Here is a 15,132-nt window from a genome sequence, read left to right as displayed (position 1 = left end):
TCGCATGCGCCAGAACCCGAGCTTCGCGATGACCGATGTCGGCGAGATCCGCCGGCTGATCGACCAGAACCCGTGGGTCACGATCGTCAGCGCGACCGACCAGGGGCTGGTCGCCTCGCACTACGCGGTGCTCCTCGACGAGACGCGGGACGATCTCACGATCGTGGGGCACGTGGGCAAGCCCGACGACCTCGTGCACGGGCTCGGCGAGCGCGAGCTGCTGGTGGTGGTGCAGGGGCCCCACGGGTACGTCTCGCCGGGATGGTACGGCGACGTGCAGAGCGTGCCGACCTGGAACTTCGTGTCGGCGCACCTGAGCGGCGTCCCCGAGCTGCTGACCCCCGAAGAGAACCTCGAGGTGCTCGAGCGGCTGGTGGCGCGGTTCGAGAGCGGGATGCCGCAGCCCCGCCTGATGTGGCAGCCGCCCAACGATCCCGACTTCGTGCGCCGCCTCGAGCGCGGCACCGTCGGGTTCCGCCTCACACCCACCAAGGTCGTCGGCAAGCGCAAGCTCAGCCAGAACAAGTCCGACGAGATCGTCGAGACGGTGATCGCCGAGCTCGAGGCCGGCGCCAGTCCGTACGCCGATCCGCGGCTGGCGGGCGAGATGCGCCGCGACTTCGACACCCGCCGGGCTGCCCGGTGACGGCCGCACGCGGCGACGAGCCCGACATCATCGCGAATGCGCGGCTGACCGGCTCGGAGCGCACGGACCCGTTCGCCGACGAGCCCGTCGACGTGCACCTGGCCGACGGAGTCGTCGTCGACATCGCCCCCGCGGGTGCCCTGCCGCACCGCGGTCTCGTCGTCGACGCGGAGGGCGGGCGCGTGATCCCCGGCCTGTGGGACCACCACGTCCACGTCGTGCAGTGGGCGCTGTCGGCGCAGCGCACGCCGCTCGGCGAGGCCGCATCGGCAGCGCAGGCAGCCGCCGTCATGGCCGGTGCACCGGTCCTCGCCGACGGACGCCGCATCGGCAGCGGGTTCCGCGATGCGTTCTGGGCGGACGCGCCCGATCTCGCCGTGCTGGACGCCGCCACCGGCGAGGTGCCCACATATCTCATCAACGCCGACGTGCACAGCGTGTGGCTCAACTCCGCGGCGCTGCGGCGCGAGGGCTTCGAGCCCGACGGCTCGGGCCTGCTGCGCGAAGAGCCCGCGTTCGAGATCTCGCGACGCCTGAACGCCGTGGACGCGACGGTCTCGGATCCGCTCGTGGCCCGGATGGCGCAGGATGCCGCCGCCCGAGGTGTCACCGGGCTCGTCGACTTCGACATGGCGTGGAACGACGAGGCGTGGAGACGCAGGCTCGCCGCCGGGTTCGACGCGCTGCGGGTCTCATACGGCATCTACCCGGAGTTCCTCGAGCGGGCGATCTCGGAGGGGCTGCAGACCGGCGACGCGCTCCATGGAGCCGACGGCGCGGCATCCGACCTCGTCCGCGTGGGGGCGCTCAAGGTGATCACCGACGGATCGCTGGGCACCCGCACCGCCGCCTGCTCGCACCATTACCCGGGCGACGCGCACAATCACGGAATGCTCACCGTCGACCTCGCGACGCTCGTCGAGCTCATGACCCGCGCGACCGGCGCCGGCATCGCCTCCGCGATCCACGCGATCGGCGACGTCGCGAACTCGCACGCGCTGGAGGCGTTCGCGGCGACCGGGGCGTGGGGGACGATCGAGCACGCCCAGCTCGTCGCGCACGCCGACATCCCGCGGTTCGGGCGGCTGGGCGTCGGTGCCAGCGTGCAGCCCGAGCATGCGCTCGACGACCGCGACCTGACCGACACCGTCTGGGGGGAGCAGACCGCGCAGCCCTACCCGCTTCGCACGCTGGCCGACACCGGGGCGAACCTGCTGTTCGGGTCCGACGCTCCCGTCGCGCCTCTCGACCCATGGGCGGCGATGGCGTCCGCGGTCTTCCGCACGCGCGACGGACGCGAGCCGTGGCAGCCGCAGCAGCGGGTGGACGCGGCGACGGCGCTCGCGGCATCCACTCGCGGCGGTTCCGCGGTCGCGGCGCGCGTGCAGCCGGGCGACGTGGCCGACCTCACCGTGTGCGAGCACGACCCGCTGGCGGCGGACGAGTCCACGCTGCGCGGCATGCGCGTGTCGGCGACGTTGGTCGCGGGACGCCTCACCCACGTGGCCTGACCCGAGACCGGCACGGGGGTCTGCCCCCGTAGAGGTTCGGGAGAGCGTCGGATGCCGTCACGCCACGGCCGTCGCGAGGCTGGAGGCATGACTTCTGAAGTGCCCCCACCGCCTCCGCCCCCTCCGGGTGCGATGCCGGCCGTTCCCGCCATGCCCCGCCGCCGCCGGCGCGGACTCGTGGTCGGGCTCATCGTGGCGCCGCTGGCCGTCATCGCGCTGCTCATCGGGGCCGGCGGCGTCTGGTTCGCCACGAATGCCGTGCGGCCGACGCCGCCGGCAGCCGGCAGCGTGCGGTTCGAGAACCCGCTGGCCGTGCCGCCGCTCGCCGAATCCCACCTGGAGGACGGTGTGCGCGTCTTTTCGCTGACGGCCCAGCAGGGCCGCACGTCCTTCGTCCCGGAGGGCGACACGCCGACGCTCGGCTACGACGGCTCGTACCTCGGCCCGACCCTGGTCGCCTCGCGCGGCGAGCGCGTGCGCGTGGATGTGACCAACGACCTCCCCGACACGACGACCGTCCACTGGCACGGCATGCACCTTCCGGCGGCGATGGACGGCGGTCCGCACACCTCCATCGCCGCGGGTGCGCTCTGGCAGCCGCAGTGGACCGTCGATCAGCCCGCCGCGACGCTGTGGTACCACCCGCACCTCCACGGACGCACGCGCGAGCAGGTCGACGCCGGGCTCGCCGGCATGTTCCTCGTGCGCGACGACGAAGAGGGTGCGCTCCCGCTGCCGCGGGACTACGGCGTCGACGACTTCCCGCTCATCGTGCAGGACCGCTCCTTCAACGCCGACGGCTCGTTCGCCGGCGGTCTGGGCATGCAGTTCGACGGCGTGCTGGGCGACACGATCCTCGTGAACGGCACGACCGCGCCGTACCTCGACGTGACGACCGAGAAGGTGCGACTGCGTCTGCTCAACGGCTCGAGCGCGCGCATGTACGACTTCGGGTTCGCCGACGGCCGAGAGTTCGATCTCATCGGCACGGACGGCGGCCTGCTCGAGGCGCCGGTGGCGGCGACCGGCGTTCCGCTCTCTCCGGGCGAGCGTGCCGAGATCGTCGTGTCGCTCGCACCGGGGGAGAGGATCGCGCTGCGCTCCACGGCGCCCGACCCGGCTCTGCACGCCGGCTCTGCCGAGTTCGACGTGCTGGAGCTGAGGGCCGCGGCATCCCTCACCGACTCGCCCGACGTGCCGGCTCATCTGGCCGAAGTCCCGGCGCCGGACGCGACAGGCGCCGTGGCCGAGCGCACCTTCGTGATGTCGGGGCACAACATCAACGACGCGCAGATGGACCTCGGCCGCGCCGACGTCGTCGCCACCGTCGATACGAGCGAGGTGTGGACGGTCCGCAACGACAACCCGCTGCCGCACTCGTTCCACGTGCACGACATGCAGTACCGCATCCTGAGCATCGACGGCTCACCCCCGCCGGCTCGGCTCGCCGGCTACAAGGACACCATCGCACTCGAAGGCGGCCGCGAGTACCGCCTGCTCGTGAGGTTCGACGACTACGCCGATCCGACCACGCCGTACATGTACCACTGCCACCTGCTGTGGCACGAAGACCAGGGCATGATGGGACAGTTCCTGGTCGTCGAGCCGGGCCAGCAGCCCGCGCTGACGCGTCCCGAGGGAGACACCGATGACCACAACGACCACTGACCTGCCCCAGGCGGGTCCCGACACGCGTCCCGCGGGCGCCGCCGGCTTCTGGGCGTCCTACGGACGCGCCTGGGTGCGCACGCCGGGCAGCGCCCTGTATCTGCTCGCCGTCTTCGTCCTCGCGATGATCTCGGTGACGCTGCTGGCCTCACTGTTCTGGACGAGCGTGGGGCTGCTGGTGCTCGTCATCGGTCTGCCGCTCATGGTGCTGACGCTGCTCATCGCGCGCGGCCTCGGCGTCGCCGACCGCTTCATGCTGCAGCTCACGGGTCTGCGCACGATCGACGAGCCCGAGTGGAACCGCGACGCTCCCGACAGCACGGGGTTCTGGGCGACGCTCACGCGGCCGCTGCGCAACGCGCACTACTGGGCCTACCTCGTGCACGGCATGATCGTCACGCCCATCATCAGCACGATCTCGTTCGCCCTCACGACGGTGTGGCTGAGTGTCGGACTCGGCGGTCTCACCTACTGGTTCTGGGGCGTGTTCCTCCCCAGCGGCGCCGACAACGGCGACTGGGGTCAGTACGTCTCCGGCGCCGTGCCGTGGCTGTTCGGAGGCTGGGACGCGTGGGCGGTCGAGGTCGTCCTCTACCTGGTGGCCGGCATCCTGTTCACCTTCACGATGCCGTGGGTGCTGGGTGGGCTCGCGCGCGGTCACCACGCCGTCGCCGAGGCGATGCTCGGTCGCTGGAGCTCCGACGAGCTGGCCGCGGAAGTGCGGGCCGAGGCCGCCGCGCGCGGTGCGGCCGTGCACGCCGAGGACGTCGCCCTGCGCCGCCTCGAGCGCGACATCCACGACGGTCCGCAGCAGCGCCTGGTGCGCCTGCAGATGGATCTCGCCGCCCTCGAGCGCCGCGCCGAAGCCGGCGACGCGGATGCCGCCGCCGAGCTCGCCCGCGAGGCACGCGGTCACGCGAAGGCCGCCCTCGACGAGCTGCGGGCCCTGTCGAGCGGCGTCGCGCCGCCCCTCCTGCAGGACCGCGGCCTCGCGGCAGCGCTGGACGCGCTCGCGACCAGCTCGCCGCTGTGGGTCCAGGTCGAAGTCGACCCCGCCATCGACCGGGCGGTCAGCCAGGAGGTCGCCCGCACGGTGTACTTCGTCGTGGCCGAGCTCATGACGAACGTCGTCAAGCACTCCGGCGCGACCGCGGCGACGCTGCGCGCGACACTGCGCCGTTCGGCGGAGGGCGCGCCCACCCACCTCGACGTGTGGCTCGTCGACAACGGCCGCGGGGGAGCCGTGCTCAGCACGGGGCACGGCCTCGCCGGGCTGCGCGAGCGCGTGGCGGGCCTGCGCGGGCTCCTCGTCATCGAGAGCCCCGTGGGCGGACCGACGTCCGTCGGCGCGCACATCCCGCTGACGGTCGCGCCGTGACGGATCCCTATCCTGAGGGGATGGCCGTCTCGTCCTCGTCAGATCCCTCCGCACTCCGCGTCGTCCTGTTCGAGGACTCCGTCCTCCTCCGCGAGGGGCTCGTGCGGCTGTTCGATGAAGCCGGCTACACGACGGCGGGCGCGTGGGGCGACGCCGAGGACGTCGTCGCGCGCGTGCGCGAGGCGCGGGCGGACGTCGCGATCCTCGACGTCCGGCTGCCCCCCGGCTTCCGCGACGAGGGGATCAAAGCGGCGCTCGCGCTGCGCGCCGAGCTGCCCGGGGTGGGCATCCTGGTGCTGAGCCAGTACGTCGAGGGCGTGTACGCGCGTGAGCTGCTCGCCGGCGGCGAAGGAGGCGTCGGGTACCTCCTCAAGGACCGGGTGACGTCCCTGGAGGAGTTCTCGGATGCCGTCCGGCGCGTGCGCGAGCGCGGCACGGTGCTCGATCCGCTCGTGGTGCAGGGACTCCTGTCCGCCCGGCCCGATCCGCTGTCGACGCTGACCCCCCGCGAGCGCGACGTGCTGACGCTCATGGCCGAAGGCCGCAGCAACGCGAGCATCGCTCAGCGGCTGTTCATCGGCGTCGGCGCGGTCGAGAAGAACATCAGCGCCATCTTCGCGAAGCTCGGCCTGGAGGAGTCGGGCACCGAGCACCGCAGGGTGCTCGCGGTGCTCGCGTTCCTGCAGAGCGCGTGAGGTCGGGCACTGTTCGTTGAGCGAGCGAGGAACGAGCGGCCGACGTCACTCGGCGAGGTGCGCGAAGAGGAACCAGCGGTCCTTCTCGAGCGTCTCCTTGATGCCGATCGCGATGTCCTGGCTGGTGAGGTCGAACTCGTCCAGTCCGTCGATGGCCGCCTGGACGTCCGCGATGACGGCGTCCATGTCGGTGATCACGTTGCGGATGAGCGCGTCCCACTGCGTGAAGCCTGCGGGGACCGCCGTCGCCGGCGTCTTCTCGGCGACCGTCGCCACGCGGGCGTCGATCGGGAGGCCGAGCGCGACGATCCGCTCGGCGGCCTGGTCGGCACCGGCCTGGGCGTTGGCGACCACCGAGTCGAGCAGCTCGTGGATCGCGATGAAGTTCGCTCCGCGCACGTTCCAGTGCGCCTGCTTGCCGTTGACGGCGAGTCCCTGGAGTCCCAGGACCACGGGAGTGAGGAACTGTGCGGTCGCTGCGGCGACGTCGGGGTTCGCGGCGGTTGCGGGAACGGTCTTCGTGTCTGTCATGTCTCTCGCCTCCATCGTGCGGAGTGCCGCCGATCGGGCGGTCGTCCTCCAGTGACTGCAACGCTACTCACGCGCCGTCATTCCGCAAGCAAGAGAAGGCTGGGCTAATCCCGTGTTCCGAGCCGTCGGTGCAGGCCTCGAGGCGCGAAGCGGCTAACGTCGATGCGTGCCTTCCGCAGATCACGACCTCGGACCGCAGCATCTCGGCGTACCCGCCAAGACGGTGACCCGAGAGCCCGACGACCGCTCGCCCGAACACGCCGAGCCCTCGCGCTTCCTCCCGCACGTGCAGGGCCTGCGCGCCATCGCCGTGCTGTGCGTCGTGCTCTACCACTTCTGGCCGGGACGCATCACGGGCGGCTACATCGGCGTCGACATCTTCTTCGTGATCTCGGGCTTCCTCATCACGTCGCACCTCATGCGCGAGGTGACGGCGACGGGAACCGTCAAGCTCGGGCAGTTCTGGGCCCGTCGCGCGCGGCGTCTGCTGCCGGCATCCCTTCTCGTCCTGCTGTTCTGCGCCGTCGTCGTGATGTCGCCGTACCTCATGCCGACCTCCGCTCTGCCCAACGAGGTGCGCGAGATCCTGTCGTCGACGTTCTATGTCGAGAACTGGTACCTCGCCCTCAACTCGGCCGACTACCTCAACCACTCCGGCTCGCCGACGACCGTCCAGCACTACTGGTCGCTGTCTCTGGAAGAGCAGTTCTACGTGATGTGGCCGCTCATCATGCTGCTCGCGGCATGGATCGGCGTGAAGTTCTTCCGCGGCGCGCGCCGCCGCGCCATCCTCGTCGCGCTGGGCATCGTCACGGTGGTGTCGTTCGCGTTCTGCGTCGTCTTCACGATCACGAACCCCGCACCCGCGTACTTCGTCACCTTCGGCCGCATGTGGCAGTTCGGCGTCGGCGCGATGATCGCCCTCGTGCCGATGCTGCGGATCCGCAACGCCATCGGCAGCTTCGTGCTCGGGTGGGCCGGCATCCTGCTGCTCGTGTACGTGACGTTCACGTTCGACGGTCAGACGCCGTTCCCCGGCTACATGGCCGCGCTGCCGACGCTCGGCGCCGCCGCCGTCATCGCCGCGTCCAACAGCGACCGCTGGTGGTACCCCACGCGCATCCTGTCGATCCGCCCCGCGCAGTTCGTCGGCGACATCTCGTACTCGCTCTACCTGTGGCACTGGCCGCTCATCATCATCGCCCCCTCCGTGCCGTTCTGGGGCCTCACGATCTACCACCGCGTGGCGCTGCTGGTGCTGTGCTTCGTGCTGGCGTGGCTCACCAAGCGCTTCGTCGAGGACCCGGTCCGGGGCTGGAAGGTGCTCACGTCCCGGCCCGCGCGCGTGACCCTGTGGTCGTCGCTCGGCGCGATGGTCGTCGTGGTCCTCGTGGCGGGCATGGCGTGGTTCGTCAACGCGCCGCTGTACAACCAGGGCACGCGCGACATCGCCGAGCTGCAGCAGAACCCGCCCGAGTGCTTCGGTGCGGCATCCGTCCTCGATCCATCGTGCGCGGGCGCGGACTTCGGCGACACGATCCTGCCCGCCCCCGGGTTCGCCGGCATCGACCGGCCCGAGCATCCGCAGTGCTTCGTGCAGCTCACCGACTCGCGTCCCGTGTCGTGCCACTTCGGCTCGGACGATCCCGACGCGCCGCAGGTCGCGCTCATCGGCGACAGCCACGCGTACCAGCTCCTGCCGACGTTCCAGCGCATGGCCGACGAGAACGGCTGGCATCTGGTCACGTGGTTCAAGGGCGCCTGCCCGTGGAACACGACGCCGCTGTCGACGCCCGGCGCGTTCGGGGCCGCGTGCTCCGACTGGCGCGAGGGCGTGCAGCGCGCGATCGACGACACCGACCTCGACGTCGTCTTCACCGCGGCCATCGCCAACACGCCGTATTCGTCGGCGGGCTTCGACTCGGCGCACGATGCCGCCGTCGCCGGCTACCGCGACGCGTGGAGCACGGTCACCGACCGCGGCATCCCCGTCATCACGGTCGTCGACAACCCGGTGTGGGAGACCGACCCCAACAAGTGCCTGCGCACGCGCGACGCCTCGGAGTGCGACGGCGCGCGGTCCGACGTGCTCGTCGAGGACGATCCGCTGAGGGATGCCGCGACCGGACTCGACACGGTGACGCTGCTCGACTTCACCGACGTGTTCTGCGGCGACGACACGTGCGCTCCCGTCGTGGGCGGCGCGAACATCTACCGCGACCAGGACCACCTCACGGTGACCTTCGTCGACACCCTCGCCCCCTGGTACACCGAGGCGATCCAGGCCGCCCTCGCCGGTAGGGTCGCACCATGACAGTCGCATCGGGAGCATCGGTCCTCTTCGCCGCGGGCAGGACCCCCGAGCTCGATCCCACGTCCTTCGTCGCGGCCGGCGCGCGGGTGGTCGGGGGAGTGACCCTCGGGCCCGGCGCGAGCGTCTGGTACAACGCCGTGCTGCGCGCGGACGGCGACACCATCACGGTGGGGGCGAACAGCAACCTGCAGGACAACGTGTCGGTCCACGTCGACGCCGGTCGCCCCGTCGTGATCGGCCGGAACGTGTCGGTCGGCCACAACGCCGTCGTCCACGGGTGCACGATCGGCGACGGGTCGCTCATCGGCATGGGGGCCGTGATCCTCAACGGGGCGAAGATCGGCGCCGGCTGCCTCATCGCCGGCGGCGCGGTCGTGCTCGAGGGATCCGACATCCCCGACGGCTCGCTCGTCGCCGGGGTTCCCGGCAAGGTGCGACGCGAGCTCACCGAAGAGGAGCGCGCCGGACTGGTGCGCAACGCGGAGCATTACCTCCAGCACGTCGAGGAGCACCGCAGCGCGATCTCCGTCGCCTGACCCCGCTCTGCGCGGCTACGCCTTCGCGGGCGGGTGGTGCTTGCCGCGGTGCACTTCGTAGAGCCGCACGTGTCCCGGCCACGACGGGTCGTTCTCGATCGGCTGGTCGTCCATGAACGCACGGATGACGTGGGCGAGCTGGCCGGGGTGGCTGTAGTTGATGGCGTGCGCCGCGCCCTCCAGCAGCACCACCAGCACGTGGCTGTCGGTCTGGCTGGCCACCTCGTCGACGCGATGCGCGTGGGGCAGCAGCGGATCGCGCTGGCCCAGCACGACGAGGGTCGGGATGCGCAGCTCGAGCAGACGCTGAAGGGACGGGTACTGGGTGAGCGCGCGGAACATCCGCAGCGTGCTCGGGACGCCGAACCGCACGTAGTCGGGCACCGCCACCGTCGCCATCTTGAAGGGCTCGCGCGGGGCGTCGGCCGACAGCTGGCCGATGGCCCGGCGCAGCGGCTGGTTGTAGAGCCCGCCGGCAGGCGAGACGAGCACGGCGCGGTCGATGCGGTCGGGGAAGTGGTGTGCGAACTCGATGATGACGGGGCATCCCATCGAGTTGCCCACGAGCGTCGCCTTGTCGACGCCCCGGTCGTCGAAGAACCTGAGGGCGGCGTGCGCGAGGTCGGGGATGTCGAGCATCCCCTTGGCCTTTCCGCTGCGCCCGAAGCCCGGGAGGTCCGGGACGTAGGTGTGGAACTCGTCCGACAGTCGCTCGGCCGTCGGCAGCAGGTATCGCCCCGACAGCCCGAACCCGTGCACGTGCGCCATCACGCGCGCGTCGGCGGGCGGGTTCGGCGACTCGCGGTAGAACACGTCCACGCCGTCGATGCGCGTCCACTTCTCGGCGAGCGTGGATGCCGGGCGGCGCGGCAGCTTGCGCGGCTTGGCCGAAGGGTCGATCGGTGACGCGTCCATCGCGGCTCCCCACAGGCTCGAACGGTGCGAAGCCCAGTCTGCCGTGCGAACGCGTCGTTTGGGGAGACCCGCGAGGTGCGTGTCGATCAGAACGTGGAGGGGATGACGGGAATCGAACCCGCACCATCAGTTTGGAAGACTGAGGCTCTACCATTGAGCTACATCCCCGCAGCGGCGAGCCGCGGCATCCATCAGTGTATGGCACATGACCGCGAAGACCCGCATCGCAGGCAGTGCCCGGGCGGGTCGGCTAGACTTCTCGGGGCCACTGCGCTTCTCGGAGCGCAGAAGGGCGCACGCATGCGTGCGAACCCGCCCGGGGCGTAGCTCAGCTTGGTAGAGCGCCCGCTTTGGGAGCGGGAGGCCGCAGGTTCAAATCCTGTCGCCCCGACATCACGGCCCACAGAATTGCGAACCCAGACCTTCATGCCGCGCGTTCGCGCGGTCCGATAGAGGAGAAGTAACAGGCATGGTGAACAGCACCGTCGAGAAGCTCAGCCCGACTCGGGTCAAGCTGCACATCACGGTCAGCCCCGACGAGCTCAAGCCGTCGATCAAGCACGCGTACGAGCACATCGCTCAGGACGTCCAGATCCCCGGCTTCCGCAAGGGCAAGGTGCCCGCGCCCATCATCGACCAGCGCATCGGCCGCGTCGCAGTGCTCGAGCACGCCGTCAGCGAGGGCCTCGACAACTTCTACCGCGAGGCCGTCTCGGCGCACGAGCTGCGCGTCCTCGGCCGCCCGGCCGCCGAGGTCACCGAGTGGCCGAACGAGAAGGACTTCTCGGGCGACCTCGAGGTCGAGGTCGAGGTCGACGTGCGTCCGGAGTTCGACCTTCCCGCGTTCGAGGGCACGACCGTCGAGGTCGAGGCCGTCGAGGTGGACGACGCCGCCGTCGACGAGGAGCTCGACCGCCTGCGCGGCCGCTTCGGCACCCTCGTGACCGTCGACCGTCCCGCCGCGTCGGGCGACTTCGTCGAGCTCGACCTCGTCGCCACGATCGACGGCAACGAGATCGACCGCGCCGAGGGCGTGTCGTACGAGGTCGGCTCGGGCGAGCTGCTCGAGGGCATCGACGAGGCCATCGACTCGCTGACCGCCGGTGAGGACACCACGTTCCGCTCCAAGCTCGTCGGCGGCGACCACGCCGGCGAAGAGGCCGAGGTCTCGGTCACGGTCAAGGCCGTCAAGGAGCGCGAGCTTCCCGAGGCCGACGACGACTTCGCGCAGATCGCGAGCGAGTTCGACACGATCGCCGAGCTGCGCGACAGCCTCAAGGAGCGCGTCGGCCAGCAGGGCGCCTTCACGCAGGGCTCGGCGGCGCGCGACAAGCTCATCGAGGTCCTCCTGGAGCAGGTCGAGATCCCCGTCCCGCCGCAGCTCATCGAGGACGAGGTGCACAACCACCTCGAGAACGAGGGCCGTCTGGAGGACGACGTCCACCGCGCCGAGGTCGCCGAGGCGAGCGAGAAGCAGTTCAAGACGCAGATGCTGCTCGACAAGATCGCCGAGTCGGTGAACGTGCAGGTCTCGCAGGACGAGCTCACGCAGTACCTCGTGCAGTCGGCCGCCCAGTACGGCATGGCCCCGCAGGACTTCGTCAACGCGCTGCAGGAGGGCAACCAGCTCCCCGCCATCATCGGCGAGGTCGCCCGCAACAAGGCTCTGGCCGTCGCACTCGGCAAGGTCACCGTCGTCGACACGAACGGCAAGCCCGTCGACCTGAGCGGCTTCATCGCCGTCGACGACGAGGCCGAGGCCGAGGAAGAGGTCGTCGAAGAGGCGCAGGAGATCGCGGATGCCGCGGCCGACGCCGACGCGATCGTCGAGGCCGAAGAGGCCAAGCCCGCCAAGAAGGCGCCGGCCCGCAAGCCCGCCGCCAAGAAGGCCGCGGCCGACGAGAGCGACGCTGCGGAGAAGGCTCCCGCCAAGAAGCCGGCCGCCAAGAAGGCTCCGGCCAAGAAGGCCGCCGACGCGGAGTGACGCACGGCTGACGGCCGCTGCGACAGCGACCTGAACCGTCGGGAGGGTGGATGCCGCGGCATCCACCCTCTTCGTCGTCCAGGGCGCGCTCTGCCCAGGGCGAACACGGGCGGGTCGCTCGTGGCGCGCCGGTAGATTCGATCTCACCGATACGGAATCAGGAGTACACATGGCCGAACCACTTGTCGCGACGAGCGTCTTCGACAGGCTGTTGAGGGACCGCATCATCTGGCTCGGGTCCGAGGTGCGCGACGAGAACGCCAACGAGATCTGCGCGAAGATCCTGCTGCTCGCCGCTGAGGACTCCGAGAAGGACATCTACCTGTACGTCAACTCGCCGGGCGGCTCGATCACCGCCGGCATGGCGATCTACGACACGATGCAGTTCGTCCCGAACGACATCGTCACCGTCGGAATCGGCATGGCGGCGTCCATGGGCCAGCTGCTGCTGACCGCGGGCACGAAGGGCAAGCGCTACATCACGCCCAACGCCCGCGTGCTGCTGCACCAGCCGCACGGCGGCTTCGGCGGAACGGCGAGCGACATCCAGACGCAGGCGCAGCTCATCCTCGACATGAAGAAGCGTCTCGCCGAGATCACCGCCGCGCAGACCGGCAAGTCGGTCGAGCAAATCAACGCCGACGGCGACCGCGACCGCTGGTTCTCGGCGCAGGAGGCGCTCGAGTACGGCTTCGTGGACCACATCCGCGAGTCGGCTGTCGACGTGATCGGCGGCGGCGGGACCGACGGCGGCGCCCGTTCGGCCGAGTGACGGCTTCGTAGGCGAAAGAGAGAGAACCCGGAATGCAGACCCCCACCTTCGGCGGTGCCCCGATGGCACCCCAGGGACTCCAGATGCCCGGCAGCCGCTACATCCTGCCGCAGTTCGAGGAGCGCACCGCCTACGGCTACAAGCGCCAGGACCCGTACAACAAGCTGTTCGAGGACCGCGTCATCTTCCTGGGCGTCCAGGTCGACGACGCCTCGGCGGACGATGTCATGGCGCAGCTGCTCGTGCTCGAGTCCCAGGATCCCGACCGCGACATCATCATGTACATCAACTCGCCCGGCGGCTCGTTCACGGCGATGACGGCGATCTACGACACCATGCAGTACGTGTCGCCGCAGATCCAGACGGTCGTGCTCGGCCAGGCGGCCTCGGCGGCCGCCGTGCTGCTCGCGGCCGGCGCGCCGGGCAAGCGTCTCGCGCTGCCGAACGCCCGCATCCTGATCCACCAGCCCGCGATGGGCGAGGCCGGTCACGGGCAGGCGTCCGACATCGAGATCCAGGCGCAGGAGATCCTCCGCATGCGCACGTGGCTCGAAGAGACGCTGTCGAAGCACTCGAACAAGACGGTCGCAGAGGTCAACAAGGACATCGACCGCGACAAGATCCTCTCGGCCGAGGAGTCGGTCGCGTACGGTCTCGTCGACCAGGTGCTCACGACCCGCAAGCGCGGTCAGCAGGCGCTGACCAAGTAGAGCGGATGCCGTCACGCCCCGCCGCCCGGATTGTCCGGGCGGCGGGGCGTTTTCGTGCGCAGGGCGGTTCCGCTGAGCGCGAACCGCCGGTCGTCCACAACCTGCGTCGCAATGCCGCCGCATGTCGGCGTCAGCTATTAGGCTCGGAGGACAGCTGGGGGGCTTCCCCCCGACGCGACGAGGAGGAGCCTCATGGCACGCATCGGTGAAAGCGCCGACCTGTTCAAGTGCTCCTTCTGCGGCAAGAGCCAGAAGCAGGTGCAGCAGCTCATCGCCGGCCCCGGCGTGTACATCTGCGACGAGTGCGTCGAGCTGTGCAACGAGATCATCGAAGAGCGCATGGCGGAGTCCTCCTCGGGCGTCGTCGCGGACTTCGACCTTCCCAAGCCGCGTGAGATCTTCGCCTTCCTCGACGAGTACGTGGTCGGCCAGCAGGACGCCAAGCGCGCGCTGTCGGTCGCCGTCTACAACCACTACAAGCGCGTGCGCGCCCACGGCACGATCCAGTCGGCCGAGCAGCGCGCCGAAGAGATCGAGATCGCCAAGAGCAACATCCTGCTGCTCGGCCCGACCGGCTGCGGCAAGACGTATCTCGCGCAGACCCTTGCCAAGCGGCTGAACGTGCCGTTCGCCGTCGCCGACGCCACGGCGCTGACCGAGGCGGGTTACGTGGGGGAGGACGTCGAGAACATCCTGCTGAAGCTGCTGCAGGCCGCGGACTTCGACACCAAGCGCGCCGAGACCGGGATCATCTACATCGACGAGGTCGACAAGATCGCGCGCAAGGCCGAGAACCCCTCCATCACGAGGGACGTGTCGGGCGAGGGCGTGCAGCAGGCGCTCCTCAAGATCCTCGAGGGCACGGTCGCCTCGGTTCCTCCGCAGGGCGGCCGCAAGCACCCGCACCAGGAGTTCATCCAGATCGACACGACGAACGTGCTGTTCATCGTCGCCGGTGCGTTCGCGGGGCTCGAAGACATCATCTCGGCCCGCGTCGGCAAGCACGGCGTCGGCTTCGGCGCCTCGCTGCACCGCAAGGACGAGGATCTCAACCTCTTCGGCGACGTCCAGCCCGAGGACCTTCACAAGTTCGGGCTCATCCCCGAGTTCATCGGCCGACTGCCCGTCGTGGCCTCGGTGTCGCCGCTCGATCGCGAGGCGCTCATGGAGATCCTCACCGAGCCGAAGAACGCGCTGGTCAAGCAGTACCACCGCATGTTCGAGCTCGACGGCGTCACGCTGGAGTTCGACCGCGAAGCGCTCGAGGCGATCGCCGACCTCGCCGTCGCGCGCAAGACGGGCGCTCGCGGTCTGCGTGCGATCCTCGAGGACGTGCTCGGGCCCATCATGTTCGAGATCCCCTCGACAGACGACGTCGACAAGGTGATCGTCACGCGCGCCGCGGTCGAAGAGGGCGCCCCTCCCACGCTCGTGCTGCGCGAGAAGCGCAAGAGCGCCTGACGGACGCCGGT

Annotated in this window: 13 protein-coding genes and 2 tRNA genes; 12 read left to right on the top strand and 3 right to left on the bottom strand. The window is 70.1% G+C overall.

Features of this window, described 5'->3' with window-relative positions:
• Positions 1-4 precede the first annotated feature (4 nt).
• The 5 genes from JNB62_RS03970 to JNB62_RS03950 all read left to right on the top strand — a co-directional run bounded on the left by JNB62_RS03970 (position 5) and on the right by JNB62_RS03950 (position 5,898).
• Positions 5-646 carry an FMN-binding negative transcriptional regulator gene (locus JNB62_RS03970; RefSeq protein WP_220299583.1) on the top strand — a complete coding sequence of 214 codons (642 nt, stop codon included), beginning with the start codon at positions 5-7 and terminating at the stop codon, positions 644-646.
• A complete protein-coding gene (locus JNB62_RS03965; RefSeq protein ID WP_220299582.1) occupies positions 643-2,157 on the top strand; it encodes an amidohydrolase in 1,515 nt (504 codons plus the stop codon). Before JNB62_RS03970 ends, JNB62_RS03965 begins: the two co-directional genes overlap by 4 nt.
• Positions 2,158-2,244: 87 nt before the next feature.
• Positions 2,245-3,825, top strand: coding sequence for a multicopper oxidase family protein (locus JNB62_RS03960; RefSeq protein ID WP_223230942.1), 1,581 nt, complete (start codon positions 2,245-2,247; stop codon positions 3,823-3,825).
• Positions 3,806-5,203, top strand: a complete 1,398-nt coding sequence (locus JNB62_RS03955) for a sensor histidine kinase (protein ID WP_220299581.1) — start codon at positions 3,806-3,808, stop codon at positions 5,201-5,203. The genes JNB62_RS03960 and JNB62_RS03955 overlap by 20 nt, the downstream gene beginning before the upstream one ends.
• Positions 5,204-5,223: 20 nt before the next feature.
• Positions 5,224-5,898 (top strand): response regulator transcription factor, encoded by a 675-nt coding sequence (locus JNB62_RS03950; protein ID WP_220299580.1) that lies wholly within the window; start codon positions 5,224-5,226, stop codon positions 5,896-5,898.
• Between the two features lie 45 nt (positions 5,899-5,943).
• On the opposite strand, the gene JNB62_RS03945 is transcribed toward JNB62_RS03950, so the two are convergent.
• Complete coding sequence (locus JNB62_RS03945) at positions 5,944-6,429, bottom strand: Dps family protein (protein WP_220299579.1); 486 nt, start codon at positions 6,427-6,429, stop codon at positions 5,944-5,946.
• Positions 6,430-6,595: 166 nt separating this feature from the next.
• On the opposite strand from JNB62_RS03945, the gene JNB62_RS03940 reads away from it, so the two are divergent.
• The gene (locus JNB62_RS03940) at positions 6,596-8,743 is read left to right on the top strand and encodes an acyltransferase family protein (protein ID WP_220299578.1); all 2,148 of its coding nucleotides are present in this window, start codon (positions 6,596-6,598) and stop codon (positions 8,741-8,743) included.
• Positions 8,740-9,279, top strand: coding sequence for a gamma carbonic anhydrase family protein (locus JNB62_RS03935; protein ID WP_220299577.1), 540 nt, complete (start codon positions 8,740-8,742; stop codon positions 9,277-9,279). The genes JNB62_RS03940 and JNB62_RS03935 overlap by 4 nt, the downstream gene beginning before the upstream one ends.
• A gap of 15 nt (positions 9,280-9,294) precedes the next feature.
• Here the strand turns inward: JNB62_RS03935 and JNB62_RS03930 are convergent, their stop codons facing one another.
• Both JNB62_RS03930 and JNB62_RS03925 read right to left on the bottom strand, forming a co-directional pair.
• Complete coding sequence (locus JNB62_RS03930; protein ID WP_220299576.1) at positions 9,295-10,194, bottom strand: alpha/beta fold hydrolase; 900 nt, start codon at positions 10,192-10,194, stop codon at positions 9,295-9,297.
• 94 nt (positions 10,195-10,288) lie between these two features.
• Positions 10,289-10,362 (bottom strand) — tRNA-Gly (locus JNB62_RS03925).
• 149 nt (positions 10,363-10,511) lie between these two features.
• Between JNB62_RS03925 and JNB62_RS03920 the strand changes: the two genes are divergently transcribed.
• The 5 genes from JNB62_RS03920 (at position 10,512) to clpX (ending at position 15,121) form a co-directional block, all read left to right on the top strand.
• A tRNA-Pro gene (locus tag JNB62_RS03920) sits at positions 10,512-10,585 on the top strand.
• 78 nt (positions 10,586-10,663) lie between these two features.
• Positions 10,664-12,178, top strand: a complete 1,515-nt coding sequence (tig, locus tag JNB62_RS03915) for a trigger factor (RefSeq protein ID WP_220299575.1) — start codon at positions 10,664-10,666, stop codon at positions 12,176-12,178.
• Between the two features lie 169 nt (positions 12,179-12,347).
• Entirely contained in the window at positions 12,348-12,950 is a 603-nt protein-coding gene (locus JNB62_RS03910) for an ATP-dependent Clp protease proteolytic subunit (RefSeq protein ID WP_220299574.1), read from the top strand.
• A 32-nt stretch (positions 12,951-12,982) separates the two neighbouring features.
• Positions 12,983-13,660, top strand: coding sequence for an ATP-dependent Clp protease proteolytic subunit (locus JNB62_RS03905; protein WP_223230940.1), 678 nt, complete (start codon positions 12,983-12,985; stop codon positions 13,658-13,660).
• Between the two features lie 192 nt (positions 13,661-13,852).
• On the top strand, positions 13,853-15,121 hold the full coding sequence (clpX, locus tag JNB62_RS03900; RefSeq protein WP_220299573.1) for an ATP-dependent Clp protease ATP-binding subunit ClpX: 1,269 nt from the start codon (positions 13,853-13,855) through the stop codon (positions 15,119-15,121).
• Positions 15,122-15,132: the final 11 nt, after the last annotated feature.

The organism is Microbacterium jejuense (genome assembly GCF_019511665.1).
Classification (GTDB): domain Bacteria; phylum Actinomycetota; class Actinomycetes; order Actinomycetales; family Microbacteriaceae; genus Microbacterium; species Microbacterium jejuense_A.
This window is presented reverse-complemented; position numbering and strand designations above follow the sequence as displayed.

What these genes read in the sequence shown, in the direction of transcription:
- JNB62_RS03935 (WP_220299577.1), top strand. Translation starts at nt 8,740, where the DNA reads ATGACAGTCGCATCGGGAGCATCGGTCCTCTTCGCCGCGGGCAGGACC.
- JNB62_RS03905 (WP_223230940.1), top strand. Translation starts at nt 12,983, where the DNA reads ATGCAGACCCCCACCTTCGGCGGTGCCCCGATGGCACCCCAGGGACTC.
- JNB62_RS03930 (WP_220299576.1), bottom strand. Translation starts at nt 10,194, where the DNA reads ATGGACGCGTCACCGATCGACCCTTCGGCCAAGCCGCGCAAGCTGCCG.
- JNB62_RS03945 (WP_220299579.1), bottom strand. Translation starts at nt 6,429, where the DNA reads ATGACAGACACGAAGACCGTTCCCGCAACCGCCGCGAACCCCGACGTC.
- JNB62_RS03910 (WP_220299574.1), top strand. Translation starts at nt 12,348, where the DNA reads ATGGCCGAACCACTTGTCGCGACGAGCGTCTTCGACAGGCTGTTGAGG.
- JNB62_RS03960 (WP_223230942.1), top strand. Translation starts at nt 2,245, where the DNA reads ATGACTTCTGAAGTGCCCCCACCGCCTCCGCCCCCTCCGGGTGCGATG.
- JNB62_RS03955 (WP_220299581.1), top strand. Translation starts at nt 3,806, where the DNA reads ATGACCACAACGACCACTGACCTGCCCCAGGCGGGTCCCGACACGCGT.
- JNB62_RS03970 (WP_220299583.1), top strand. Translation starts at nt 5, where the DNA reads ATGCGCCAGAACCCGAGCTTCGCGATGACCGATGTCGGCGAGATCCGC.
- tig (WP_220299575.1), top strand. Translation starts at nt 10,664, where the DNA reads ATGGTGAACAGCACCGTCGAGAAGCTCAGCCCGACTCGGGTCAAGCTG.
- clpX (WP_220299573.1), top strand. Translation starts at nt 13,853, where the DNA reads ATGGCACGCATCGGTGAAAGCGCCGACCTGTTCAAGTGCTCCTTCTGC.
- JNB62_RS03950 (WP_220299580.1), top strand. Translation starts at nt 5,224, where the DNA reads ATGGCCGTCTCGTCCTCGTCAGATCCCTCCGCACTCCGCGTCGTCCTG.